We start from the raw sequence: 23,314 nt of genomic DNA on the forward strand, positions 1-23,314 counted from the left end.
TGGTTGATTCCAGCACCACGATTGGGGTTTCAAGTAGATATTATCAGTTGAACCCAATCTGAGCCAATATGGCTAGTGCCTTGATTATAAGGCAGAAGTTCATAATAAGCATTCTCATGACTTCTCATTCCCTCGGTAAAGCGCCTAAACCACCAGCAGTGGTATTGCAAACCATTGGTCCTGATGACGCTGGTCAGCGTCTGGATAACTATTTACTGCGCTGGGCTAAAGGCGTACCCAAAAGCCATGTTTATCGGCTCATTCGTGCTGGGGAAGTACGGGTCAATAAAAAGCGCGCTGAGCCCACCACCCGCCTCGTTGAGGGTGACATCGTCCGTTTGCCACCCGTGCGCATTGCCACACCCGAGCGCGTGCAGGCTGGTCAAAATTTCGCGCGGGCTCAGCAATATGCCGCACAAATCCCGATTTTGTATGAAGATGACGTGCTCCTGATCATCGATAAGCCCGCGGGACTGGCCGTGCATGGTGGCTCGGGTATTGCCTTGGGGGTCATCGAGACTTTACGGTTGACCCGCCCAGAACTCCATTTTCTTGAATTAGTGCATCGCCTCGATCGCGATACCTCCGGGGTGCTGTTATTGGCTAAGCGCAGAAGTGCCTTGGTTGAAATGCATCGCCAAATACGTGAAGGCTTAACTGATAAGCGCTATTGGTTATTGGCGCACGGCAAAATTGAAACAGGCGCACGGGTAATGCAGTTAAAGTTTCCCTTGCATAAATTTCTCTTAGCAAATGGCGAACGTCGAGTTCGGGTTGATGCTGAGGGGTTGCCCAGCCATACTGCGGTGCGGGTTACGCAACTGTTCGCGGGGGAGGCGGGAGCGCTGAGCTTGGCAGAGGCGCAATTAAAAACCGGGCGCACCCATCAAATTCGGGTGCATTTACAGCGTCTTGGCCACCCGATTTTAGGTGATGATAAGTACGGCCTAGAGGAAGAGGATCGCCGCTTAAAATCCAAACGCTTATATTTACATGCCCATTTGGTGGGTTTTGTTCATCCGCGCAGCGGTGCCAAAATGCGCATCGAGTCACCGCTACCTGCCGAGTTCAACGCCTTATTAAAGAGGCTGAAGGTGGAGCCCAGCAGCAGCAACCCAGCGGCGACGCCGTAAGCCACAAATCAGTATAGTGGGATGTTATTTAATTGAAGGTTGCTGAGGAAATGTCCGTTTGAACCACACGCATCAACAGAATCTAGAGCGACGCTACGATTTAATTGTCTGGGATTGGGATGGTACCGTAATGGATTCAACCCCAACCATCGTGCATTGCATTCAACAGGCTTGCCGCGATTTAGACTTACCAGTGCCCAACGATGCATTAGCTAGCTCGGTGATTGGTTTAGGTATCGATGATTCCTTGCGGCGCGCCGTTCCCAGTATTGCGCCTGCACGATACCCTGCTTTAGTTGCGCGTTTTCGTTTTCATTATTTAGCCCGCGATCATGAGTTGCATTTATTTATCGGCATTCGTGAATTGCTCGAGCACTTACGTCAAGCGGGATTTTTGCTAGCCGTGGCTACTGGTAAATCGCGGCAGGGCCTAGATCGCTCCTTGGGATTTCATCAGCTAGAAGCACTTTTTCACGCTAGTCGTACTGCCGACGAAACGGCGTCAAAACCAAATCCGACAATGCTGTTAGAGTTATCGGATGTTTTGCAAGTACCATTGCGGCGAATGCTGATGATTGGCGATACCACGCACGATCTACTGATGGCGCAAAATGCCGGAGTGGATAGTGTCGGCGTTACCTATGGCGCCCATCCGCTAGAGGAGCTGCGCACTGCCAATGCCTTAATTTGCGTTGATAATGTGCAAGAATTAGCGCAGTGGTTCAATCAACATTTGTACGAGCAAACCTTGAACATAAATAAGAAAGTAAAGCATTGATGGAGCCGAAAGAAAACTGGGAGCGACAGGCTCTTGAGCATTTACTGCTTGAAAATTTAAAAGAAACTCGTAAGGCTAGGCGCTGGAAAACAATTTTCCGCTTAGTTTTACTAGTGTTAGTTGTCGGTATCATTGCCCAGGTATTTGATTTGCATATACCAGGCCGTGGTATGCATATTGAAAAGCATACCGCTTTAATTAGTTTAGATGGCATGATTTCACCGACTACGACAGCGAATGCAGTCGACGTGAATGCAGCGCTAGATGCGGCTTTTGAAAATACCAATAGCGTCGGCGTGATCTTACGAATTAATAGCCCGGGTGGCTCACCAGTTCAGGCGGGCATGATTAATGACGAGATTCGCCGCTTGCGTACTTTGTATCCACAAAAACCATTCTATGTGGTGGTAGAAGATATTTGTGCATCGGGTGGATATTACGTAGCGGTAGCGGGTGACAAAATTTTAGTTGATAAAGCTAGCTTAATCGGCTCAATTGGCGTGGTCATGGAGGGCTTTGGTTTTACTGGCCTAATGGATAAATTAGGAATTTCTCGCCGCTTGATCACGGCTGGTTCGAATAAAGGCATGCTCGATCCTTTTAGCAAGGAAAATCCGAAACAGGTTGAAATGGTGCAATCGATGTTGGATCAAATTCATCAACAATTTATTGCAGTAGTTAAAGCGGGACGTGGCACGCGCTTAAAAGAAAATGCTGAATTATTTTCGGGGCGGGTATGGAATGGCGAGCAAGCAGTTCAATTGGGTCTGGCTGATGGGTTTGGTACCGTTGATTCGGTAGCCCGCGATATTTTGAAGGCACCAGATGTTTTGGACTACACCTTAAAGGAAAATTTTGCTGAAAGGGTAGCTAAAAAGTTTGGCGCAGAAATGGGCACCTCAATGGGTCAAGCGTTAATGAAAGATGCCAATCTGAAATAAGTAGTACGTTTTACTACGTACTTAAGCTAGTAGCAAAAAAATCGCCGGACGGTTTTGTAATTCACCGGCCATTTTTTCACCAGGGTAGCGTTTCCGCCACTCGGTGAGCGTGTAGGTATGAATCGATTCGCTCGCTAAACTCAGGTCGATGCCAATACATAAGCGGGTTTCTGCTGTTAATGCTTGCAGGCAAGCGTCGAACATCGCAGCATTGCGATAAGGGGTCTCAATCCAAATTTGTGTTTGTTGTAAGCGTCGCGATTCCGCTTCTAGTTGCTTGAGGCGATTAATCCGTTCTGGGTTTTGATTGGGTAAGTAGCCTTGAAATGCAAACTGTTGGCCGTTTAGACCGCTTGCCATGAGGCCTAACAAAATAGAGCTAGGGCCTACTAAGGGTTTGACGGGGGCACCTAAACCATGCGCAGCCAAAATTAATTCGGCTCCAGGGTCGGCCACTCCAGGCACTCCTGCTTCTGACATTAATCCCATATTGTGCCCATCTACTAAGGCTTGCAACAAACTCTCAGGACGTGTTTTTGAATTGTATTTTGCATTTTGCGCAGCGCCACGCCATTCCAGTAGCACTAATTCCTGCAAAGGCGTACTCAGCGGCGTAACGGTATCAATTGCCTTTAAAAATGCCCGTGCGGTTTTAGCATTCTCCACAATCCAGTATTTCAGCGTGGCTGCTTGAGTGATGGTTGCGGCCGGCAAAACCCACGGCAATTGGTCTGCGCGACCTTCCGCACCCAAGGTATTCGGGATAAGAAAAAGTGTGCCGATAGTCATTTACTGGTTGCGAACCAATTTTTTGCAGGTAGCGCAAAACCGGCATCTCGCAATAATCCGCTTAATGCAATCAGCGGTAAACCAACAAGAGCAGTGGGATCATCGCTTTGAACCGACTCAAGGAGACTGATGCCAAGCCCCTCTACTTTGGCACTACCAGCACAATCATAGGGTTGCTCAGCATGTAAATAAGCTTCTAATATCGCGTCAGATAGATCGCGAAACTGTACCGTGGTTGGCACGCTCAGGGTGGTGTACTGCTCGTCGCGCATGAAACATAGTGCCGTATGAAAGTGGACAGCATTGCCGCGCATCAACTGTAATTGGGCTAAGGCCCGCTCAAAATTACCCGGTTTGCCTAATACAGCGCCAAATAAATCAGCTACCTGATCTGAGCCGATAACCCATGCCCCCGGGTTCTGTTTCGCTATCACTCTGGCTTTCAGTTCAGCCAAACGCAAGGCTAGAGCAAGGGTAGTTTCATGGGGCAAAGGAGTTTCATCAATTGCAGGCGTGCTGCAAGTAAAGGGCAGCCCTAAGCGGGCAAGCAATTCGCGGCGATACGGCGAGCTTGAGGCCAAAATAATTGGCGCTGGATGCCTTGCTACGTCGGAATTCGTCATGAAAAATAGCGCCTTGAATTAGACTGATGAGATGAATCGTAAACAAGTTTTACCTGAAGTTGAAATTTCTGCAACTCCGCAAGCATTACAAGCGGTTGATTTGTGTGCCCCGCAAACCTACCATGGTGAGGGTAGGTTGTCGCTGGGCGCCTTACCCCGAGTGGCTTTAGAGCTGGCTATCAGCAGCCCAGATAATGGTTTTGCTTGGCAAATCCAAACCCAGTTTACGGCTAATCAAGCCGGGGACCAAGCGCAAACCTTGCGTTTGAGGCTTAATGGACAAGCACCCTTAACTTGTCAGCGGTGTTTACAGACTTTCCAGTATTCCTTAAACGTGGAGCGTTTATTTATTGTTGTGGCCGATGAAGCGGCTGCGGATGCCTATCCAATTGAAGATGACCTTCTCGACCCCTTAGTCTGCAGCCCCCATTTTGATATATTGGCGCTAATCGAAGATGAAATTCTTTTATCCTTGCCATTAGTGCCAAAACACCCTGAAGCGCTATGTGCCCCAAGCCCATTATTGGGTGTAATTGAAGAACCTGAAAACCCCTTTAAGGTATTGAAAAATATCAAGAAATAGCTCTGGCGGCTGGGTTAATTGAGGCCTTTAATACCTACCCATCAATGCCTAGAATCCCGTATTTAGAGGCATTTTTATGCTAGAATGCCCCCTTGTTTAGGAGTCCAATATGGCCGTTCAGCAGAATAAAAAATCCCCCTCTAAGCGTGGCATGCACCGCGCCCATGATTCTTTGACCGTGGGTGCATTGGCAGTTGAAGCAACCACCGGCGAAACGCATTTACGTCATCACATTTCCCCCAACGGTTTTTACCGTGGTCGGAAAGTCGTGAAAACAAAGAACGATTAATTTTTTCATTTAATCAATCGAAGCGGCTTTAAATTGGCCGCTTTTTTCTTGGCTCAGCAAATTTGGCAACCCCAGCGCCCATGAATTCTCTGATGAACGTCAGGCTTGCAGTAGATGCAATGGGCGGAGATCAGGGTTTAGCAGTCACGGTACCTGCGTCCCTTGATTTTCTCCAAGTTCACGCCGACGCTCATATTCAGTTAGTGGGTGACTCACAGTTACTGACGCAATTGTTAGCTAAGGCAGCGCCTGAATTGCTGAAGCGCATTGAGATTATTGCTGCCAACGAAGTCGTGCTCATGGATGATTCAATTGAGGTTGCGTTGCGACGCAAGAAAAATTCTTCGATGCGTCTAGCCATTGATCAAGTCAAAACAGGAAAGGCCGAAGCAATTATTTCTTCTGGTAACACTGGCGCTTTGATGGCGATTTCGCGTTATCTATTGAAAACGCTCGATGGCATTGATCGCCCAGCAATTGCCACCGCAATTCCGAATGAATTGGGTACGAGTACTACCGTGCTCGATTTGGGCGCTAATGCCGATTGTCTGCCGGTGAATTTGTTACAGTTTGCGCAAATGGCGGATGTGATGTTGCGGGTTGTTGATGGCAAGCCTTCACCATCGATTGGCCTGCTGAACATCGGCGAAGAAGTCATTAAGGGTAATGAAGTCGTGAAGGAAGCCGGTGAATTATTACGTAATAGCCAATTAAATTTTTTTGGTAATGTCGAAGGAAACGATATTTTTAAGGGCACCGTCGATATTGTGGTCTGCGATGGCTTTGTGGGTAATGTTGTTTTAAAGGCGAGCGAAGGTCTGGCAAAAATGATGACTGGGATGATTCGTACGGAATTTAATCGCTCTTGGCTAACTAAGCTCATGGCCTTATGTGCCATGTTGCCTTTAGTTCGTGTCAAAAATCGGGTTGATCATCGGCGCTATAACGGCGCTGTGCTGCTTGGTTTGCGCGGTTGTGTGATTAAGAGTCATGGCTCTGCCGATCGCCTAGCTTTTACCGCCGCTCTGGAGCGTGCTTATGAAGCTGGCAAGAATCGCATGGTTGAACGCATCGCTGAAGCTTTTAGTGCAGAGGTGAGGCCATGACTTCAAGGTCTCTTTATTCACGCATTGCTGGAACAGGCAGTTATTTGCCTGCACAACGATTAAGTAACGATGATTTAGCAGCGCGTTTAGCGCAAGTGGGCATAGAGACAAGTGATGAGTGGATTCAAACGCGTAGCGGTATTTCAGCGCGTCATTTTGCCGCTGACAATGAATTAACCAGTGACTTAGGTATGTTGGCCGCACAGGCTGCATTGCACGACGCCAATCTTCGTGCCGATCAAATTGAGTTAATTATTTTGGCCAGCTCAACTCCAGATCATTTGGGTGGCTTTCCCAGTACCGCTTGCGTGATTCAAGACAAGCTAGGTATTCACAATGGCGGTGCGGCGTTTGATGTGCAGGCAGTGTGTGCTGGCTTTACCTACGCACTCGCCATTGCCGATGCATTTATTCGCGCAGGCACATACCGCAAAGTTTTAGTTATTGGGGCTGAAATTTTTTCCCGTATCTTAGATTTTAATGATCGCACAACCTGCGTTTTATTTGGTGATGGTGCAGGTGCAGTGGTGCTTGAGGCCGCAGATGAACCCGGTATTTTGGCTGCAGCGTTACATGCTGACGGCAGGCAACGCGCCATTTTGTGTGTACCAGGTCGTGCAATTGCCGGTGGCATTGAGGGCACCCCATTCTTAACGATGGACGGCCCAGCTGTTTTCAAATTTGCTGTGAAGGCCTTAGAGCAGGTTGCGCTTGAAGCTTTAGAGCGCGCACAATTACAGCCAACACAAATTGATTGGCTGGTTCCTCATCAGGCTAATATTCGTATTATGGAAGGTACGGCGCGCAAATTGGGACTCTCAATGGATAAGGTAATTGTGACCGTGGCCGAGCATGGCAATACGTCTGCTGCTTCAATTCCATTGGCTTTAGACTTTGGTATCCGCAATGGTCAAATTCAGCGTGGTCAACATCTCTTGTTAGAGGGCGTTGGCGGCGGATTTGCTTGGGGCGCAGTCGCTCTAAAATATTAAACAGGTTTTTTCTCATGACATTTGCATTCGTTTTTCCAGGACAGGGTTCGCAATCTGTGGGTATGCTGAACTCGCTTGCCGCTCGTCCCGAAGTGCAGGCTACCTTGGCCGAAGCATCACTCGCCCTAGGCGAAGATCTCACGCAATTAATTGCTGCTGGACCAGCAGAAGCCCTCGCACTCACAACCAATACGCAACCAGTGATGTTGGTAGCAGGTATTGCTTGTTATCGTGCTTGGTTGGCAAGTGGTGGTGCAAAACCGACTTTTGTTGCTGGCCATAGCTTGGGCGAATATTCAGCTTTAGTTGCCGCAGATGTCATTTCGTTTCAAGATGCCGTGCCACTCGTTAGATTTCGTGCAGAGGCGATGCAAACCGCAGTGCCCTTAGGCACAGGAACCATGGCAGCGATTTTGGGTTTAGACGGCGCCCAAGTGCAAGCAGTATGTGCTGAGGCGAGCACCTTGACGAATGAAGTAGTTGAGGCGGTCAATTTCAATGCCCCTGGTCAGGTGGTCATAGCAGGCGCCAATGCAGCAGTCAGCAAAGCCTGCGAGTTATTAAAAGCAGCTGGCGCTAAACGGGCTTTACCCTTATCGGTATCAGCCCCGTTTCATTCCTCTTTATTGCAAGCAGCCTCTGAAAAACTGGCGATTTATTTAGAAAATGTCACCTTTCATCCGCCTTCGATTCCCTTGATTAATAATGTTGATGTCAGTGTCTTGAGTGATCCGCAGGCTATTAAAGATGCCCTAGTAAGGCAGGCTGCTAAACCCGTACGTTGGCAAGAAATTATTCAAGCGATGGCCGCACAAGGCATTACTCAGGTGATTGAATGTGGACCAGGCAAAGTGTTGGCAGGTTTAACCAAGCGCATCGATGCGCAATTACAAGGCTTCGCATTATTTGATGATGCGAGCTTCAATGAAGTGAAGTCAGCTTTAGGACAAGTCACATGAAAATTGATCTAAGCAAACAAATTGCCTTAGTTACTGGTGCTTCCCGTGGCATTGGTGCGGCGATTGCCGAAGCGCTTGCACAGTCGGGCGCGACAGTTATTGGCACTGCCACCTCAGCTGCTGGTGCATTGGCTATTACAGAACGCTTACAGGCTTTTGGTGGGCGGGGCGAAATTCTGAATGTGAATGAGGCTGCGGCAAGTGAGCAAATAATTGAGGCCATGTGCAAAGAATTTGGCGGCATTCATATTTTGGTCAATAACGCTGGCATTACCCGCGATCAACTGTCGATGCGGATGAAAACCACGGAGTGGGCAGATGTGATTGATACCAACTTAAGCGCAGTCTTTCGACTTTCGCAAGCAGTTTTGCGGCCGATGATGAAAGCCCGCTTTGGGCGCATTATTAATATCACCTCGATCGTCGGCCACATGGGCAACCCCGGACAGGTGAATTATGCTGCTGCAAAAGCGGGGGTTGCGGGAATGACTCGGGCTTTGGCGCGGGAAATTGGCAGTCGCAACATTACCGTGAATTGCGTCGCTCCAGGGTTTATCGATACCGATATGACCCGCGCCTTAAGTGAAGAGCAACAAAATGCCCTCAAAGCGAACATTCCCTTGGCCCGTTTAGGGAGCCCAGAAGATGTGGCGCAGGCAGTGGTCTTTTTGGCTTCAGGAGCAGCGGGCTATATTACGGGAAATACCCTCCACGTCAATGGGGGCCTGTATTTAGCCTGATTTATGGAATGGGGTTTTAGGAGTCTGGCGCAGTAATCTGAGGGTGACTTTGCCAAACTGATAAAATCCCTAAATCGTTTTTTACTACCCTAGGGGGACTTGATGGACAACATCGAACAACGTGTTAAGAAAATTGTTGCTGAGCAGTTAGGCGTACCAGAAGCAGATATTAAGAATGAATCTTCTTTTGTGAATGACCTCGGCGCTGATTCGCTTGATACGGTAGAGTTGGTAATGGCTTTAGAAGATGAGTTTGGAATTGAAATTCCAGATGAAGAGGCTGAAAAAATTACCACTGTTCAGCTTGCGATTGATTTCGCAAAATCTAAAGCATCACAGGGCTAATATTTGGACTCGCTGTGTCTGCTTTAAAACACCAACGCCGGGTCGTAGTTACCGGCTTAGGTCTTATTTCTCCAGTTGGAAATTCTGTCGCGACGGCTTGGTCAAATGTACTTGCTGGTAAATCTGGTATTGCGACGATTACCAAGTTTGATCATACCCCGCTAAGCGTTCACTTTGCTGGCGAGGTTCAAGACTTTAATATTGAAGAGTATGTCTCAGCTAAAGAGGCGCGCCATATGGATCATTTCATCCACTATGGTATTGCCGCGGGAACCCAAGCACTGCGTGATAGTGGTATTGAAGTAAATGAGGCGAATGCGGAGCGCATTGGCGTCATGGTTGGGTCAGGAATCGGCGGCCTACCGATGATTGAAAATACCGGTGTCGAGCTTTTAGAACGAGGTCCGCGGCGGATTTCCCCCTTCTTTGTGCCGGGCTCAATCATTAATATGATTTCAGGGCATTTAAGTATTTTATTTAATTTAAAAGGACCCAATATTGCAGCGGCAACGGCCTGTACTACCGGCCTACACAGCATTGGTTTGGCGGCCCGTTTAATTCAATCGGGCGATGCCGATGTCATGCTTGCTGGGGGTGCCGAGTCGACTATTTCTGCTTTAGGCGTTGGTGGTTTTGCTGCGGCCCGCGCGCTTTCAACTCGTAATGATGACCCCACTACCGCTTCCCGCCCCTGGGATAAGGATCGCGATGGCTTTGTGCTGGGCGAAGGCGCGGGCGTCATGGTCTTAGAGGAATATGAGCAGGCCCGTGCGCGCGGCGCCAAGATTTATTGTGAGTTAGTGGGTTTTGGAATGAGCGGCGATGCTTATCATATGACGGCCCCTAATATGGATGGTCCCCGCCGCTGCATGTTGAATGCTTTGCGCGATGCAGGTTTAAATCCTGAGCAAATTAATTACATTAATGCGCACGGAACTTCTACCCCTTTAGGGGATAAAAATGAAACTGAAGCCATTAAAGCAGCCTTAGGTGATCATGCCAAAAAGGTCGTCATTAACTCTACCAAGTCGATGACGGGTCATTTACTAGGCGGGGCAGGCGGTTTAGAGGCAGTTTTTACTGTTTTAGCCTTACACCATCAAAAATCACCGCCGACGATTAATATTTTCAACCAAGACCCTGAGTGTGACTTGGACTTCTGCGCCAATACCGCACGCGATCTGCCCATTGACTATGCTGTGAAAAACAATTTTGGCTTTGGGGGTACTAACGGCACCTTGATTTTTGGTAAGTTGCCCTGATATACAGTTATCTTTGTTTTACGGGGTTCTCACCGAAACTCGCTTTCAAGTTGATCCAAATGAAAAAAATATTGCTTCATACCCTTAGTGTTATTGCTTTTGTTGGCATTGTGCAATTGCCTGTTGCGCCGCTTGTTATGGCGCAACCCCCCCGTGTAGCAATTCCCGATTTTGCCGATTTAGTCGAAAAAGCCAGCCCTGCGGTCGTAAATATTCGTACGACAGAAAAAGTGGCTGTGCAACAAGCTGGTGCCAATGGCCAGGGCGGCACAGATGAGCAGCAGGAGTTCTTTCGGCGTTTTTTTGGGATTCCTTTCCCCAATATTCCGGGCATACCTGGTTCGCCTAAGGCGCCTAACCAAGCTCCTAATCCAGGCCCTAATCGTCCAGGACCGCCACAGGAGAATGACCGTGGCGTAGGCTCGGGTTTTATTATTGATGCTAATGGTTATATTTTGACTAATGCTCACGTCATTGAAGGTGCAGAAACTATTTATGTCACCTTAACTGATAAGCGAGAATTAAAAGCAAAATTATTGGGCGCTGATAAGCGTACCGATGTCGCGCTTATTAAAATTGAGGCTAGCGGCTTACCTAAGTTACCTCTGGGCGATTCTTCTAAGGTACGGGTTGGCGAGTGGGTTTTAGCAATTGGCTCACCTTTTGGCCTAGAAAATACTGTTACGGCTGGAATTGTTTCAGCAAAAAGCCGTGATACTGGCGATTACTTACCTTTTATTCAAACTGATGTGGCAGTGAACCCTGGTAATTCTGGAGGGCCTTTGCTCAATACCGCTGGACAAGTGATTGGCATTAACTCGCAAATTTTTAGTCGCTCTGGTGGTTATATGGGAATTTCTTTTGCCATACCCATTGATGAGGCAATGCGAGTAGCTGATCAGTTAAGGGCGAACGGCAAATTGGTCCGCGGGCGAATTGGGGTCTCGATTGGTGATATTACCAAAGAGACTGCTGAAAGTTTGGGTCTTGGCAAGCCACGTGGTGCCTATGTACGTAATGTTGAGCCGGGTGCGCCTGCAGCGCTTGGTGGTATTGAGGCAGGCGATGTGATCTTGAATTTCAATGGTCTGGAGATTCAGAAATCAACAGATTTACCGCGCCAAGTAGGTCAGACTAAACCTGGTACGCGCGCAACAGTGCAAGTTTGGCGTAAGGGTGCTATCAAAGATTTATCTGTCGTAGTAGCCGATGCCGAGCCGAGTGAAAAGGTAGCAAGCAAAAAAGCCGAGAGTTCAACCCCGCAAAGCGGTGCCTTGAATTCCGCATTTGGGGTTGCAGTCGCAGAGCTGACTGATGCCAAAAAACAAAGCTTAGGCATCAAGAATGGTGTTGAGGTTACTGCTATTAATGATGGCCCGATGGCACGTTCCGGCGTGCGCGTGGGCGATGTCATTGTGCGCATTGGCGATGTAGATATAACTGGAGTTAGGCAATTTGAAACCGTTGCCAAGGGCTTAGATCTCAATCGTCCGGCGGCTGTTTTTGTGCGTCGCGCAGATAGCACTTTAGTTTTACCAATACGCCCAAACAAGCCCTAAATCACCCTAAAAGCCGGTTTTTCTGCTTTTGGGGTGATCCACTAAGCCCTGCAAAGTAGGGTTTCTGTGCAACCATTACAATGCGGGTAAGACGGCTTTTTGCAGCGCATCATTTTGCTGTGTTGCAGCAAGGCGTTTTCTGATGGACTTCATAAAGCGCAATGGATTTAATCCGTAATTTCTCAATCATCGCCCATATCGATCATGGCAAGTCGACTTTGGCCGATCGAATCATTCAATTGTGCGGCGGCCTTTCCGATCGTGAAATGGAATCACAAGTGCTTGATTCAATGGATATTGAGCGCGAACGTGGGATAACGATTAAAGCGCAAACGGCCGCTCTAAGTTATCAAGCCAAAGACGGCAAGATTTATAACCTCAATTTAATTGATACCCCTGGACACGTTGATTTTTCATATGAAGTAAGTCGTTCGCTATCCGCTTGCGAGGGTGCATTACTAGTGGTTGATGCTAGCCAAGGCGTAGAAGCGCAAACAGTGGCAAATTGCTATACCGCAATCGAGCTTGGGGTCGAGGTTGTGCCGGTATTAAATAAAATTGATTTACCGCAAGCAGATCCAGAGCGCGCCAAACAAGAAATCGAAGATGTCATTGGTATCGATGCTACAGAGGCTTTAACTTGCTCAGCTAAAACAGGTCTAGGTGTACCCGAAATATTGGAAGAAATGATTCGGCGGGTACCGCCGCCAAAGGGCGATGCTAGCGCGCCATTGCAGGCGCTGATTATTGACTCATGGTTCGACAACTATGTGGGTGTGGTTATTTTAGTAAGGGTGGTGAATGGCACGCTAAAACCCAAAGATAAAATTCTGCTGATGGCCAACGGCTCAACGCATTTAGTCGAGCATGTTGGAGTATTTAGCCCTAAATCAGTCGATCGACCCTCACTAAGCGCTGGCCAGGTAGGCTTCATAATTGCGGGCATTAAAGAATTAAAAGCGGCCAAAGTAGGCGATACAGCAACCCACGCACCAGGACAACAAGGCCGCATCTCAGCTACTTCAGCGCTACCTGGTTTTAAGGAGGTGAAGTCGCAAGTCTTCGCTGGGCTATACCCAGTTGAAGCTAACGAGTACGATGTGCTGCGCGAGTCATTAGAGAAGCTTAAGCTCAATGATGCGTCCCTACTTTATGAGCCCGAAGTTTCGCAAGCCTTGGGTTTCGGTTTCCGTTGTGGCTTTTTGGGTTTACTGCACATGGAAATTGTGCAGGAGCGCTTAGAACGGCAGTACGGCATGAACCTGATTACCACGGCACCCACTGTGGTATATCAAGTGCAGCAAAGAGACGGCAGCATGCTCACCGTTGATAACCCATCGAAAATGCCGGACCCAAGTAAGATCGAGGCGATTCTAGAGCCAATTGTGACAGTCAATTTATATATGCCACAAGAATATGTAGGCTCGGTTATTACTCTATGCACGGGTAAGCGTGGCGTGCAAACCAATATGAATTATTTGGGTCGCCAAGTGCAGTTAACTTATGAAATACCCATGGCAGAAATTGTGCTCGATTTTTTCGATCGTTTGAAGTCTGTCTCACGTGGTTACGCATCGATGGATTATGAATTTAAGGAATACCGCGCTGCCGATGTGGTGAAAGTCGATATTTTAATTAATGGGGATAAGGTTGATGCGCTATCCGTTATTGTGCATCGGAGTAATAGCCAATTACGTGGGCGTGACGTAGTGGCAAAAATGCGCGGCATTATTCCGCGGCAGATGTTTGATGTAGCGATTCAAGCGGCAATTGGTAGCAATATTGTGGCGCGTGAAAACGTCAAAGCGTTGCGTAAGAATGTATTAGCAAAATGCTACGGCGGCGATATTTCGCGTAAACGTAAACTGTTGGAAAAACAAAAAGAAGGTAAAAAACGGATGAAACAAGTTGGCAATGTAGAAATTCCGCAAGAAGCCTTTTTAGCTATTTTGCAGGTGGAATAAATGAATTTTGCTTTAATTCTTTTTATTTTAGTTATCGCCACAGGTATTGCATGGGTCGCTAATCGCTTTTATTTTGCCCCACGCCGTATTGCTGCAGGCGACCAGCGTGTGCCACTATGGGTAGAGTATTCAGCGAGTTTTTTCCCGGTTATTTGTGCAGTATTTTTTCTGCGTTCTTTTTTATTTGAACCTTTCAAAATTCCATCGGGATCAATGATTCCAACCTTACAAATTGGCGACTTTATTTTGGTCAATAAGTTTACCTATGGCATTCGTTTGCCGGTGATTAATCGCAAAGTAGTCGAGCTTGGTACTCCCAAACGAGGTGATGTGGTGGTATTTCGTTATCCCCGTGATGAATCGGTTGATTACATTAAACGGGTGGTAGCGATTCCAGGTGATGTCATCGAATACCAAAATAAGCGTTTAATTATTAACGGCGAACCTTTGCTCTATAGCGGCGGAGCACCCTATTTAGATCCAGAAAACATGCGCTATGAAAAAGAGTTTACCGAAACCTACCCAGCAAATTTAGGCGGAGTAGTGCATAAAATTTTAAATGATCCCGAACGCACTACGGGTGTTTTTCAGCCTGAAAAATTTCCAGGAATTGAGCATTGCCAATATCAAAGCTCTGGTATGACTTGTAAAGTACCGGCTGGACATTATTTTGCCATGGGTGATAATCGTGATAACAGTGCTGATTCGCGCTTCTGGGGTTTTGTCCCCGATCAAAATATTGTTGGGCGAGCTTTTTTTGTGTGGCTTAACTTAGGTTCCTTAAGCCGTATCGGCAGATTTGAGTAAGCTATGAACGCTCGCGCTGTGATCGACCACGGACCCCTGCAAGAGCGTTTGGGCTATAGCTTTAAAAAACCTGAGCTGCTAAACCAAGCGCTTACTCATCGCAGCCATAGTAAAAAAAATAATGAACGCTTAGAGTTCTTAGGCGACTCAGTCTTGAATTGTGTCGTTGCCGAAATGTTATATGAACGTTATTCTGATTTAGATGAAGGCGACTTGTCGCGGGTGCGGGCAAATTTGGTAAAGCAGCAGGCGTTGTATGAAATTGCACAATCGTTATCGCTCTCCGATTATTTGCGCCTAGGAGAGGGCGAGTTAAAAAGTGGTGGTTTTCATCGACCTTCTATTTTGGCTGACACCTTAGAGGCGGTAACTGGCGCTATTTTTATTGATGGCGGATTTGATGCGGCACGCGCAAGCTTAAATAAATTGTATTCCACGATCTTGGCGCATGTTGATCCAAAAACTCTGGGTAAAGACGACAAAACGCTTTTACAAGAATATTTGCAGGGTTTTCAAATGCCTTTGCCAGCCTATAACGTTACCGGTACAACTGGGGCTGCGCATAGCCAGCAATTTGAAGTCGAGTGCGTGATTGCGAGCTTAAAAATTCAAGTAAAGGGTGGTGGGGCATCGCGCCGTGCCGCTGAACAAGCGGCAGCTAAGTTAGCCTTAAGTGCTTTACAAAAAGCGCTGCCCCAAGAAACTCGCAAACCCAAGAAAACCCGCTCGGCAAAGAAAAAAGCGGCCAAATCGGCCTCCACCGATGAACAGTTGAAGCTGAAGCTAAAAGGCTAATATGACAATTGAAGGTGGAGAAGATGTATCCCTAGAGACGCTTGCTGATGGTGTGTTTCGCTGCGGCACCATTGCAATTGTGGGTAGACCCAATATGGGTAAGTCGACGCTGTTAAATGCTTTAGTGGGGCAGAAAATTAGCATTACCTCGCGTAAAGCGCAAACCACACGCCATCGTATTTTAGGGATTCAAACTCGCCCCCAAGCACAATTTATTTTTATCGACACTCCAGGCTTCCAAACCCGATTAATGAACACCCTCAATAAGGCGCTGAATCGTACGGTTACCAGCGCTTTGCAGGGAGTTAATGTGGCTTGTTTTGTAGTTGAGGCCGGATACTTTGGGGCCGATGATGTCAAAGTATTGCAGCTTTTGCCACCTGACTTACCGATTATTTTAGTACTTAATAAGCTGGATTTATTTTCTCGGCGCTTTCAAACTCCTGGCGAGCGCGATTTAGTCTTACTCGATTTTATGAAACAAATGGGTTTGCCATGGAATGAGCTGGGCGGTCGACCTGACCAAACGCAGCAGTTTGCTGAGATTGTACCCATGAGCGGTAAAAATCCCGATGATGTTAAGCGACTGCTTGATCTTTTGGAAAATTATTTACCTCTTGGTGAGGCTCAGTATGATCCAGAAACATTAACCGATCGCAGCGAACGATTTTTAGCGGCCGAGATTTTGCGTGAGAAGGTTTTTCGTTACACTGGTGAAGAGTTGCCTTATGCCAGTTCGGTGATCATCGATCAATTTAAAATGGATGGTCGGATGCGCCGTATTGCGGCGACTATTTTGGTTAATCGGGACAGCCATAAGCCAATGATTATTGGCGAGAAGGGTGAGCGCTTAAAGAAAATTTCAACTGAAGCCCGTATCGATATGGAAAAACTCTTTGACGGTAAAGTGTTTTTAGAAACCTGGGTTAAGGTGAAGCGGGGTTGGGCCGAGGATCATGCTGAATTGCGAGCACAGGGCTTGGAATAAATGGCTTCAATTCGAATCATCGATGAGCCCGCTTTTGTACTGCATAGTATTCCCTATAAAGAAACCAGCTTAATTCTTGATGTTTTTACTCGTCAACATGGGCGGATGGCCTTAATTGCGAAGGGAGCGAAACGTCCTCATTCGGTATTACGCCCGGTATTACAGCGCTTTCAACCCCTATTAGTCTCTTGGAGCGGTCGTTCTGAATTACGCACCCTCACTAAATCTGAGTGGGTGGGGGGTACGCCCTCATTAGTAGGCGATGCCTTGCTATGTGGTTTTTATCTCAACGAACTGTTGGTGAAGTTTTTAGCCCGCGAAGATGCTTACGAAAAGCTTTACGATCGTTATGCCCAAACCATTCTTGCCCTGGCAGAGTTAGAGCAGGCGCGTTTAGGTATTGAGCAAATCTTGCGACCATTTGAGTTAAGTCTCTTGCAAGAAACTGGCTATGCTGCTGCTTTAGACCGTTGCGTTGAAACGAATACCGTTCCCGAAACTGGTAAACAATATGTTTATCAACCTGAGCGTGGTATTCGCCCTTGGCAAGCCGATGATCCTGGACACTGGCCGGTATTAAGTGGCGATACTTTGGCGCAGATTGCGGTGGGTGATTATGCAGGAGCGGAGACGCTCACCGAAAGTAAGCAGCTCATGCGGTTTTTGCTGGGCTTGCATTTACAAGACCAAGTCTTAACAACTCGACAAATTTTGATTGATCTCAAAAAAATCTAAATCATTTTATAAATCAGTTAACCTTGCCCTATGAGCCTCTCTGCACAGACTAATCACTCGACACTTGAGTTAGGTGTCAATATTGATCACGTAGCGACTTTACGTAATGCTCGCGGTACCCTGTATCCCGATCCTCTTCGTGCCGCGCTCGAAGCTGAAGCAGCAGGAGCTGATTTAATTACTTTGCATTTACGTGAAGATCGACGCCATATTAAAGATGCTGATTTGTTTGCTCTGCGACCCTTAATCACTACCCGTATGAATTTAGAGTGTGCGGTCACCCCAGAAATGCTCGCCATTGCTTGCCGAGTCAAGCCCCATGATGTTTGCTTAGTGCCCGAACGACGTAGCGAAGTGACAACTGAGGGCGGGCTTGATGTGCTCAAACAGAAGGCAGAAGTGCAAGCAGCGGTACAGCTATTACAAGCTGCAGGCATACGGGTATCCTTATTTATTGATCCGACTTTGTCCCAGATAGAAGCAGCACAACAGCTTGGCGCTACCGTCGTCGAGTTACATACGGGTCGCTATGCCGATACAGAAGGTGCAGCGCAAGCAGCAGAGTTACAGCGCTTAGTTGTGGGAGCCCGCTTAGCTAAAAGCTTAGGCTTGCGGGTAAATGCAGGACATGGCTTACATGAAGGTAATGTGGCGCCAATTGCTCAAATTAGTGAACTTTCTGAACTCAACATTGGTCATGCCATTGTGGCAGAGGCTATATTTAAGGGTTGGCAACCAGCCATTACGGCAATGAAAAAAATCATGCTCAATGCGCGCAGTGGAGCTGATAAAAGATGATTATCGGCATTGGCACTGATATTTTGCAATTACCCCGTTTGGTTGCGGCATATGAGCGTACACAGGGTCGTCTAGCGAAGCGTATTTTAGGTGAACAAGAGCTGATGGTGTTTAGTCAACGCTTGGCTCGCAATCATCGCCGTGGCATGGCCTATTTGGCAACCCGTTTTGCCGCAAAAGAGGCATTTTCAAAAGCCATTGGCCTTGGTATGCATACACCCATGAGCTGGCGTTCGGTTGAAACATTGAATGAAGCGAGCGGTCAGCCCATACTCCATTACACCGGTGTGCTAGCGCATTGGATGGCAGAGCGTGATTGGCATGCTCAAGTGACTGTTAGCGATGAGCAAGATATGGTCATTGCTTTTGTCATTGTGAGTACTCAAGCATGAAAAAAATAGCTCCACAAATTGCGCCAGGACCGATTACCTTAGATGTTCTTGGCCTTAGTTTGACTGCGACAGATCGCCAGCGTATTTTGCATCCCTTAACAGGAGGCGTGATTTTATTTGGTAGAAACTTTACCAATCGGGCTCAACTAACTAAGTTGACTGCGAGTATTAAGGCTTTGCGCCCCGATGTGCTGATCTCGATTGATCATGAGGGTGGTCGAGTGCAGCGTTGTAAAAAAGATGGCTTTACGCATTTACCTGCAATGGGTCGTTTGGGTGAAATGTGGTTCGCTGATGGGAAAGCTGTGAAAGCTACAAACTATCCTGCAACTGCAGCAATCCGGGCCATGCAAACTGCTACTGCCTGTGGATATGTTTTAGCTGCAGAGTTACGTGCGTGTGGAGTTGATTTTAGTTTTACACCAGTGTTAGATTTAGATTTTCAACGTAGTGGAGTGATTGGCGATCGTTCTTTTTCGCGAGATCCACAAATTGTGTTTGCTTTAGCTAAAAGCTTAAATGCGGGATTGCAAATGGCTGGCATGGCCAATTGCGGAAAGCACTTTCCTGGGCATGGTTGGGCAAAAGCGGATTCCCATGTCGCTATACCCGTAGATGAGCGACCCTTAAAAAAAATCCTGAATGATGATGTCAAACCTTATGAATGGTTGCATTTGAGTTTAGCGGCTGTCATGCCTGCACACGTAATTTATCCCAAAGTCGATCAGCATCCGGCGGGGTTTTCCGCAATTTGGTTACAAACCATTTTGCGCCAGAAATTGGCTTTTCAGGGGGTCATTTTTAGTGATGATTTAGCCATGGAAGGCGCTAGTGTGGCAGGTGATGTGGTCAAGGCAGCGCAATTAGCATTAACAGCAGGTTGTGATGCAGTATTAATTTGTAATCGCCCCGATTTAGCAGATCGTTTACTCACAGAGTTAAAGGTATCTAGCGCAAAATTGCAGTCTTCAAGACAGCGATTAAGTCATCTAATGCCGCGCGTTGCGGGCTTCAGTTGGGATGAATTGCAGCAGCAGGCAGAATATGTCCAGGCGAAAAAGTTACTGAGCCAGCTGCAGCTAATTTAAGCGCACTCAGTTTTTAAACTAATCCTGATTGATCTGGCGTTTAATTAGCGCGACTACGATATTCGCCTGTACGGGTATCAATTTCTATTTTGTCGCCAGTGTTACAGAACAGCGGCACTTGTAATTCATGGCCAGTAGCTAATTTGGCGTTTTTCAATACTTTGCCCGAACTGGTATCACCCTTAACTGCCGGTTCGGTATAAATAATCTCGCGAACCAATGAATTTGGCATTGCTACCGAGAGTGCTTTGCCTTCGTAGAACACAACTTCACAGGGCATGCCTTCTTCGAGGTAATGCAATGCATCGCCCATGAATTCAGATTCAACCTCATACTGGTTATATTCGGCATCCATAAATACATACATGGGATCGGCAAAATAGGAATAGGTGCAGTCTTTTTTATCTAAGATCACCACATCGAATTTGTCATCAGCTTTATAAACGCCCTCATTCGGCGTGCCTGTTAACAAATTTTTTAATTTCATTTTCACCACTGAAGAGTTGCGCCCTGAGCGACTGTATTCGGCTTTCACCACTACCATGGCATCGGTGCCGACCATCACTACGTTACCAACGCGGAGTTCTTGAGCTGTTTTCATCTTGGGTGTTCCTAATGATCCTAATGACAAATTGAGATTGGGTGACGCAAAAGCCCACCATTTTACCTATTTGGCGGCGATTACTCGATAAAACGTAATAAACGGGCTGCCAAGCCGCCATCAGCTTGTTCGGCCAGCAACTTGGTACGCCATAATTTGGCATGGGTTTCCCATTCGGGTAATAGGGCCCACCAGACTGTAGGAGAGGCCCATTTAGAGGCTTGCCAGCAAGCTGAAATGAGTGCGGGCGAGGCATTTTCTAAATAGAGGTCGAGAAATGCCTTAAGTTTGACCTCATGCGCTAAGTCGTCTTGCGGATAGATGTTCCAGAAAAACGGTTTAGCAGCGAGTTGTGCGCGAACAAATGAATCCTCACCGCGCACGATATTGAAATCGCATTGGTGCAGGAGCCAGTCATAGTCATCTTGCGGAATAAAAGGTAAAAAATGCAGGCGCATCGACTCAGGCAATATTAGCGCTTGATTTAAGTAGGAGGCGTGGTCAAAGGTGAGCAAAACATCGTATTCAGCATCTAGCGTGGCAAGGTTCTTAAGCCATTCCTGCAAGGGCGCTGTGGGGTAGCAAAAAATACTAATGCGTTGCGCTGTCGGGCGCATTTGCTGCCAAAGGCTTGCAAGGCTGGCAGGCGGTGCAGCTATAGTGGGTATTGGCAAAACCGGATCAATGAGTAGGCCCCCGGTATTGGCTTGAAAGCCTGGAAAGAAGAAATGTTTTGCTAAACCATGTGCTTGGGGAGAGGCTTTGGCATGATATTCACCAACCCATGCTTCGGCGCTGAGGTATTCCAAATTAATTAAGACTGCTTGGTAGTTGGCAATAACGAGGTTCGTGAGATAGGCTTGGGGCAGCTCGCAGCCAAAGGCTTCAATCACCACATCCGGAGCCATCTGGGCAGAGGTGTTATTAAGGAGAGGGTTAGAGCTTGCCTCCCACGCATGGATTGTGAGCCCCATCATCGGCAGTTGACCGGAAACGAGTAAATTAAGGGTAGTTAGATCATCACAAAAAAGACGAACAACTTGCTTGTGGCGAATTGCTAAACTGCGGGCAAGACGCCAGCAAACCCCTGCATCTCCAAAGTTATCAACGATTTGACAGAAAATATCCCAACGCATGAGTAATTCGCTTTTCAAAACCTTACAAAAAGATGTTAAACGGCTCCCTGGTTTACCAGGGGTCTATCGCTTTTTTGACGCGGCAGGCCATATTTTGTATGTCGGGAAAGCCCGCGATCTAAAGAAGCGAGTCGCCAGTTATTTTCAGCGCACTCAATTATCACCGCGGATTGAACGCATGGTGGGAAAAATTGCGCGCTATGAAACCACTGTAACTCGGACCGAGTCTGAAGCCTTAATTTTAGAAAATAATTTAATCAAGGAATTGGCGCCGCCGTTCAATATTTTGTTTCGCGATGATAAGTCTTATCCCTATCTCATGTTGAGTGGCAGTTCCTTTCCACGTTTAGCTTCTTATCGCGGCAAGGTCGACCGGCGTAATCGGTATTTTGGCCCTTTTCCTAATGCCTGGGCGGTGCGCAATAGCATCCAAATTTTGCAAAAGGTATTTCGTTTGAGAACGTGTGAAGATTCTGTTTTTAAGAATCGTAGTCGGCCTTGTTTACTCCATCAAATTCATCGTTGTAGTGCGCCCTGTGTTGGCCGCTTAAGTGAAGAGCAATACGGTCAAGATGTAACTCAAGCGATGCGATTTTTAGAGGGCGACCATAGTCAGGTTTTGGTAGAGCTCGAAAAGGAAATGGAGGCGCATAGTGCTGCTATGGAGTTTGAAATGGCCGCAGTATTACGTGATCGAATTGCCGATTTATCGAGCGTCTTGCAACAACAATCGATGGACGCGGTTGCCGATGGTGAAGGCGATGTGGACATTTTGGCAGTAGCCGAATTAGAGGGAATGATCTGCGTTAATTTGGCAATGGTTCGTGGCGGACGTCACTTAGGCGACCGTGCGTATTTTCCGAAGGCCTTGCGCTCGGTGGCTGGTGAATTGCCTGCCCCAGCAGAAATTTTAGAAGCTTTTATGCAACAACATTACTTAGATGGAGACGTAGCTTCAGATAGTCATTTTATTCCACCGACGATTATTTTGAGTCACTTGACTCAAGTTGAAGGCGACGTTGAATTAGCGTTTGATTTACCAGAGGTATTACAAGCTAGAGCGGGTCGTAAAATCCATTTTCTGCATCAACCCCATGGCCAACGACGCCATTGGTTAGCGATGGCTGAAGGCAATGCAAAAATTGCCATCGCCAAGCGTTTAGTTGAAGCGGGTGGACAACTCGCTAAAGCGCGCGCCTTAGCCGATATTTTGGCTTTGGAGGTCGACAATTTAGAGCAGTTACGTATTGAGTGCTTTGATATTAGTCATACCGCAGGTGAGGCAACTCAAGCAGCTTGTGTGGTGTATGCAAAAAATGCCATGCAAGCCAGCGAATATCGGCGTTTTAATATTAAGGATATTACCCCCGGTGATGATTACGCAGCGATGCGCCAAGTGTTGCAACGTCGTTACGCTAATTTTCAAGAAATTCCACCCGAACGATTACCGCAAGTTATTTTGATTGATGGGGGTAAAGGTCAGGTGGAAATGGCTCGCCAAGTACTAGTCGACTTTGGTATGGATATTAGTTTGATTGTTGGCATCGCTAAGGGCGAGAATCGCCAAGTCGGTTTAGAGACCTTAATTTTTGCTGACGATCGCGCCGCGATTGCTTTAGGAGTCGATAGTGCAGCATTAATGTTGTTAGCGCAAATTCGTGATGAGGCTCACCGCTTTGCCATTACAGGAATGCGAGCGAAGCGAGCCAAAACCCGCACCGTATCGCGGCTTGAGGAAATTGAAGGCATTGGTGCCAAGCGGCGGCAAAAATTATTAGCCCGTTTTGGGGGTTTGCGCGGCGTTGCGAATGCCAGTATTGAAGAGTTACTTGGAGTAGAGGGTATCTCACAGGTTTTAGCCGAACAAATTTACCGGCAGCTTCATTAACCTTAAGGGTTTTTTAAATTCTG

Annotated in this window: 25 protein-coding genes; 21 read left to right on the forward strand and 4 right to left on the reverse strand. The window is 47.3% G+C overall.

The genetic code is table 11. The annotated features are described in order from the left end of the window. Nucleotides 1-116: 116 nt before the first annotated feature. From LZT21_RS08705 to LZT21_RS08715, 3 genes are read left to right on the forward strand one after another with little or no spacing between them, the layout of a single operon-like run. Nucleotides 117-1,133 carry an RluA family pseudouridine synthase gene (locus tag LZT21_RS08705; RefSeq protein ID WP_233924209.1) on the forward strand — a complete coding sequence of 339 codons (1,017 nt, stop codon included), beginning with the start codon at nt 117-119 and terminating at the stop codon, nt 1,131-1,133. Nucleotides 1,134-1,191: 58 nt separating this feature from the next. Continuing rightward, entirely contained in the window at nt 1,192-1,911 is a 720-nt protein-coding gene (locus LZT21_RS08710; protein WP_255696494.1) for an HAD-IA family hydrolase, read from the forward strand. After that, on the forward strand, nt 1,911-2,852 hold the full coding sequence (locus LZT21_RS08715; protein ID WP_233937298.1) for a S49 family peptidase: 942 nt from the start codon (nt 1,911-1,913) through the stop codon (nt 2,850-2,852). The genes LZT21_RS08710 and LZT21_RS08715 overlap by 1 nt, the downstream gene beginning before the upstream one ends. Nucleotides 2,853-2,873: 21 nt before the next feature. On the opposite strand, the gene LZT21_RS08720 is transcribed toward LZT21_RS08715, so the two are convergent. Then, complete coding sequence (locus LZT21_RS08720) at nt 2,874-3,641, reverse strand: SAM-dependent methyltransferase (RefSeq protein WP_233924211.1); 768 nt, start codon at nt 3,639-3,641, stop codon at nt 2,874-2,876. Then, nucleotides 3,638-4,264 carry a Maf family nucleotide pyrophosphatase gene (locus LZT21_RS08725; RefSeq protein ID WP_233924212.1) on the reverse strand — a complete coding sequence of 209 codons (627 nt, stop codon included), beginning with the start codon at nt 4,262-4,264 and terminating at the stop codon, nt 3,638-3,640. The genes LZT21_RS08720 and LZT21_RS08725 overlap by 4 nt, the downstream gene beginning before the upstream one ends. Before the next feature lie 31 nt (nt 4,265-4,295). Here LZT21_RS08725 and LZT21_RS08730 point away from each other — a divergent pair, with 31 nt between their 5' ends. The 17 genes from LZT21_RS08730 to nagZ all read left to right on the forward strand — a co-directional run bounded on the left by LZT21_RS08730 (nt 4,296) and on the right by nagZ (nt 19,666). Further along, entirely contained in the window at nt 4,296-4,847 is a 552-nt protein-coding gene (locus LZT21_RS08730) for a DUF177 domain-containing protein (RefSeq protein ID WP_233924213.1), read from the forward strand. A 109-nt stretch (nt 4,848-4,956) separates the two neighbouring features. Further along, the gene (gene rpmF, locus LZT21_RS08735) at nt 4,957-5,136 is read left to right on the forward strand and encodes a 50S ribosomal protein L32 (RefSeq protein ID WP_233924214.1); all 180 of its coding nucleotides are present in this window, start codon (nt 4,957-4,959) and stop codon (nt 5,134-5,136) included. A gap of 92 nt (nt 5,137-5,228) precedes the next feature. Beyond that, nucleotides 5,229-6,242, forward strand: coding sequence for a phosphate acyltransferase PlsX (plsX, locus tag LZT21_RS08740; protein ID WP_233924215.1), 1,014 nt, complete (start codon nt 5,229-5,231; stop codon nt 6,240-6,242). After that, on the forward strand, nt 6,239-7,234 hold the full coding sequence (locus tag LZT21_RS08745; RefSeq protein WP_233924216.1) for a beta-ketoacyl-ACP synthase III: 996 nt from the start codon (nt 6,239-6,241) through the stop codon (nt 7,232-7,234). The genes plsX and LZT21_RS08745 overlap by 4 nt, the downstream gene beginning before the upstream one ends. A 14-nt stretch (nt 7,235-7,248) precedes the next feature. Continuing rightward, a complete protein-coding gene (gene fabD / locus LZT21_RS08750) occupies nt 7,249-8,193 on the forward strand; it encodes an ACP S-malonyltransferase (protein ID WP_233990280.1) in 945 nt (314 codons plus the stop codon). Then, nucleotides 8,190-8,933, forward strand: a complete 744-nt coding sequence (fabG, locus tag LZT21_RS08755) for a 3-oxoacyl-ACP reductase FabG (RefSeq protein ID WP_233924218.1) — start codon at nt 8,190-8,192, stop codon at nt 8,931-8,933. Before fabD ends, fabG begins: the two co-directional genes overlap by 4 nt. A 102-nt stretch (nt 8,934-9,035) precedes the next feature. Then, nucleotides 9,036-9,278 carry an acyl carrier protein gene (gene acpP, locus LZT21_RS08760; RefSeq protein WP_233924219.1) on the forward strand — a complete coding sequence of 81 codons (243 nt, stop codon included), beginning with the start codon at nt 9,036-9,038 and terminating at the stop codon, nt 9,276-9,278. A 14-nt stretch (nt 9,279-9,292) separates the two neighbouring features. Beyond that, nucleotides 9,293-10,540 carry a beta-ketoacyl-ACP synthase II gene (gene fabF / locus LZT21_RS08765; protein WP_233990282.1) on the forward strand — a complete coding sequence of 416 codons (1,248 nt, stop codon included), beginning with the start codon at nt 9,293-9,295 and terminating at the stop codon, nt 10,538-10,540. Between the two features lie 137 nt (nt 10,541-10,677). Next, entirely contained in the window at nt 10,678-12,099 is a 1,422-nt protein-coding gene (locus LZT21_RS08770) for a DegQ family serine endoprotease (RefSeq protein ID WP_233924378.1), read from the forward strand. Nucleotides 12,100-12,260: 161 nt separating this feature from the next. After that, nucleotides 12,261-14,063 carry a translation elongation factor 4 gene (lepA, locus tag LZT21_RS08775; protein WP_233937303.1) on the forward strand — a complete coding sequence of 601 codons (1,803 nt, stop codon included), beginning with the start codon at nt 12,261-12,263 and terminating at the stop codon, nt 14,061-14,063. Then, a complete protein-coding gene (gene lepB, locus LZT21_RS08780; RefSeq protein ID WP_233924222.1) occupies nt 14,064-14,870 on the forward strand; it encodes a signal peptidase I in 807 nt (268 codons plus the stop codon). It abuts the gene before it with no gap. A gap of 3 nt (nt 14,871-14,873) precedes the next feature. Then, nucleotides 14,874-15,665 (forward strand): ribonuclease III, encoded by a 792-nt coding sequence (gene rnc, locus LZT21_RS08785; RefSeq protein ID WP_233924223.1) that lies wholly within the window; start codon nt 14,874-14,876, stop codon nt 15,663-15,665. A 1-nt stretch (nt 15,666) separates the two neighbouring features. Then, complete coding sequence (era, locus tag LZT21_RS08790; protein WP_233990284.1) at nt 15,667-16,653, forward strand: GTPase Era; 987 nt, start codon at nt 15,667-15,669, stop codon at nt 16,651-16,653. Next, nucleotides 16,654-17,388, forward strand: coding sequence for a DNA repair protein RecO (gene recO / locus LZT21_RS08795; protein WP_233924225.1), 735 nt, complete (start codon nt 16,654-16,656; stop codon nt 17,386-17,388). Nucleotides 17,389-17,418: 30 nt separating this feature from the next. After that, entirely contained in the window at nt 17,419-18,186 is a 768-nt protein-coding gene (locus LZT21_RS08800) for a pyridoxine 5'-phosphate synthase (RefSeq protein ID WP_233990286.1), read from the forward strand. Continuing rightward, nucleotides 18,183-18,578: a holo-ACP synthase gene (acpS, locus tag LZT21_RS08805; RefSeq protein WP_233990287.1), complete on the forward strand. Its 396-nt coding sequence runs from the start codon at nt 18,183-18,185 to the stop codon at nt 18,576-18,578. Before LZT21_RS08800 ends, acpS begins: the two co-directional genes overlap by 4 nt. Beyond that, the gene (gene nagZ, locus LZT21_RS08810; protein ID WP_233924228.1) at nt 18,575-19,666 is read left to right on the forward strand and encodes a beta-N-acetylhexosaminidase; all 1,092 of its coding nucleotides are present in this window, start codon (nt 18,575-18,577) and stop codon (nt 19,664-19,666) included. Before acpS ends, nagZ begins: the two co-directional genes overlap by 4 nt. A 40-nt stretch (nt 19,667-19,706) precedes the next feature. On the opposite strand, the gene efp is transcribed toward nagZ, so the two are convergent. Next, nucleotides 19,707-20,267 carry an elongation factor P gene (gene efp / locus LZT21_RS08815; protein ID WP_233924229.1) on the reverse strand — a complete coding sequence of 187 codons (561 nt, stop codon included), beginning with the start codon at nt 20,265-20,267 and terminating at the stop codon, nt 19,707-19,709. Between the two features lie 80 nt (nt 20,268-20,347). After that, nucleotides 20,348-21,403, reverse strand: a complete 1,056-nt coding sequence (gene earP, locus LZT21_RS08820; protein WP_233990290.1) for an elongation factor P maturation arginine rhamnosyltransferase EarP — start codon at nt 21,401-21,403, stop codon at nt 20,348-20,350. Here earP and uvrC point away from each other — a divergent pair. Continuing rightward, nucleotides 21,402-23,291, forward strand: coding sequence for an excinuclease ABC subunit UvrC (uvrC, locus tag LZT21_RS08825; RefSeq protein ID WP_233990291.1), 1,890 nt, complete (start codon nt 21,402-21,404; stop codon nt 23,289-23,291). The two genes, earP and uvrC, sit on opposite strands and share 2 nt — an antisense overlap. Nucleotides 23,292-23,314 lie beyond the last annotated feature (23 nt).

It is taken from the genome of Polynucleobacter sp. IMCC 30228, from assembly GCF_021395205.1.
Taxonomy (GTDB): Bacteria; Pseudomonadota; Gammaproteobacteria; order Burkholderiales; family Burkholderiaceae; genus Polynucleobacter.

Excerpts from the sequence above, each read along its gene's own strand:
- LZT21_RS08705 (WP_233924209.1), top strand. The coding sequence starts at position 117 with ATGACTTCTCATTCCCTCGGTAAAGCGCCTAAACCACCAGCAGTGGTA.
- LZT21_RS08715 (WP_233937298.1), top strand. The coding sequence starts at position 1,911 with ATGGAGCCGAAAGAAAACTGGGAGCGACAGGCTCTTGAGCATTTACTG.
- LZT21_RS08720 (WP_233924211.1), bottom strand. The coding sequence starts at position 3,641 with ATGACTATCGGCACACTTTTTCTTATCCCGAATACCTTGGGTGCGGAA.
- LZT21_RS08725 (WP_233924212.1), bottom strand. The coding sequence starts at position 4,264 with ATGACGAATTCCGACGTAGCAAGGCATCCAGCGCCAATTATTTTGGCC.
- LZT21_RS08730 (WP_233924213.1), top strand. The coding sequence starts at position 4,296 with ATGAATCGTAAACAAGTTTTACCTGAAGTTGAAATTTCTGCAACTCCG.
- rpmF (WP_233924214.1), top strand. The coding sequence starts at position 4,957 with ATGGCCGTTCAGCAGAATAAAAAATCCCCCTCTAAGCGTGGCATGCAC.
- plsX (WP_233924215.1), top strand. The coding sequence starts at position 5,229 with ATGAACGTCAGGCTTGCAGTAGATGCAATGGGCGGAGATCAGGGTTTA.
- LZT21_RS08745 (WP_233924216.1), top strand. The coding sequence starts at position 6,239 with ATGACTTCAAGGTCTCTTTATTCACGCATTGCTGGAACAGGCAGTTAT.
- fabD (WP_233990280.1), top strand. The coding sequence starts at position 7,249 with ATGACATTTGCATTCGTTTTTCCAGGACAGGGTTCGCAATCTGTGGGT.
- fabG (WP_233924218.1), top strand. The coding sequence starts at position 8,190 with ATGAAAATTGATCTAAGCAAACAAATTGCCTTAGTTACTGGTGCTTCC.
- acpP (WP_233924219.1), top strand. The coding sequence starts at position 9,036 with ATGGACAACATCGAACAACGTGTTAAGAAAATTGTTGCTGAGCAGTTA.
- LZT21_RS08770 (WP_233924378.1), top strand. The coding sequence starts at position 10,678 with ATGGCGCAACCCCCCCGTGTAGCAATTCCCGATTTTGCCGATTTAGTC.
- lepA (WP_233937303.1), top strand. The coding sequence starts at position 12,261 with ATGGATTTAATCCGTAATTTCTCAATCATCGCCCATATCGATCATGGC.
- lepB (WP_233924222.1), top strand. The coding sequence starts at position 14,064 with ATGAATTTTGCTTTAATTCTTTTTATTTTAGTTATCGCCACAGGTATT.
- rnc (WP_233924223.1), top strand. The coding sequence starts at position 14,874 with ATGAACGCTCGCGCTGTGATCGACCACGGACCCCTGCAAGAGCGTTTG.
- era (WP_233990284.1), top strand. The coding sequence starts at position 15,667 with ATGACAATTGAAGGTGGAGAAGATGTATCCCTAGAGACGCTTGCTGAT.
- recO (WP_233924225.1), top strand. The coding sequence starts at position 16,654 with ATGGCTTCAATTCGAATCATCGATGAGCCCGCTTTTGTACTGCATAGT.
- LZT21_RS08800 (WP_233990286.1), top strand. The coding sequence starts at position 17,419 with ATGAGCCTCTCTGCACAGACTAATCACTCGACACTTGAGTTAGGTGTC.
- acpS (WP_233990287.1), top strand. The coding sequence starts at position 18,183 with ATGATTATCGGCATTGGCACTGATATTTTGCAATTACCCCGTTTGGTT.
- nagZ (WP_233924228.1), top strand. The coding sequence starts at position 18,575 with ATGAAAAAAATAGCTCCACAAATTGCGCCAGGACCGATTACCTTAGAT.
- efp (WP_233924229.1), bottom strand. The coding sequence starts at position 20,267 with ATGAAAACAGCTCAAGAACTCCGCGTTGGTAACGTAGTGATGGTCGGC.
- uvrC (WP_233990291.1), top strand. The coding sequence starts at position 21,402 with ATGAGTAATTCGCTTTTCAAAACCTTACAAAAAGATGTTAAACGGCTC.
- earP (WP_233990290.1), bottom strand. The coding sequence starts at position 21,403 with ATGCGTTGGGATATTTTCTGTCAAATCGTTGATAACTTTGGAGATGCA.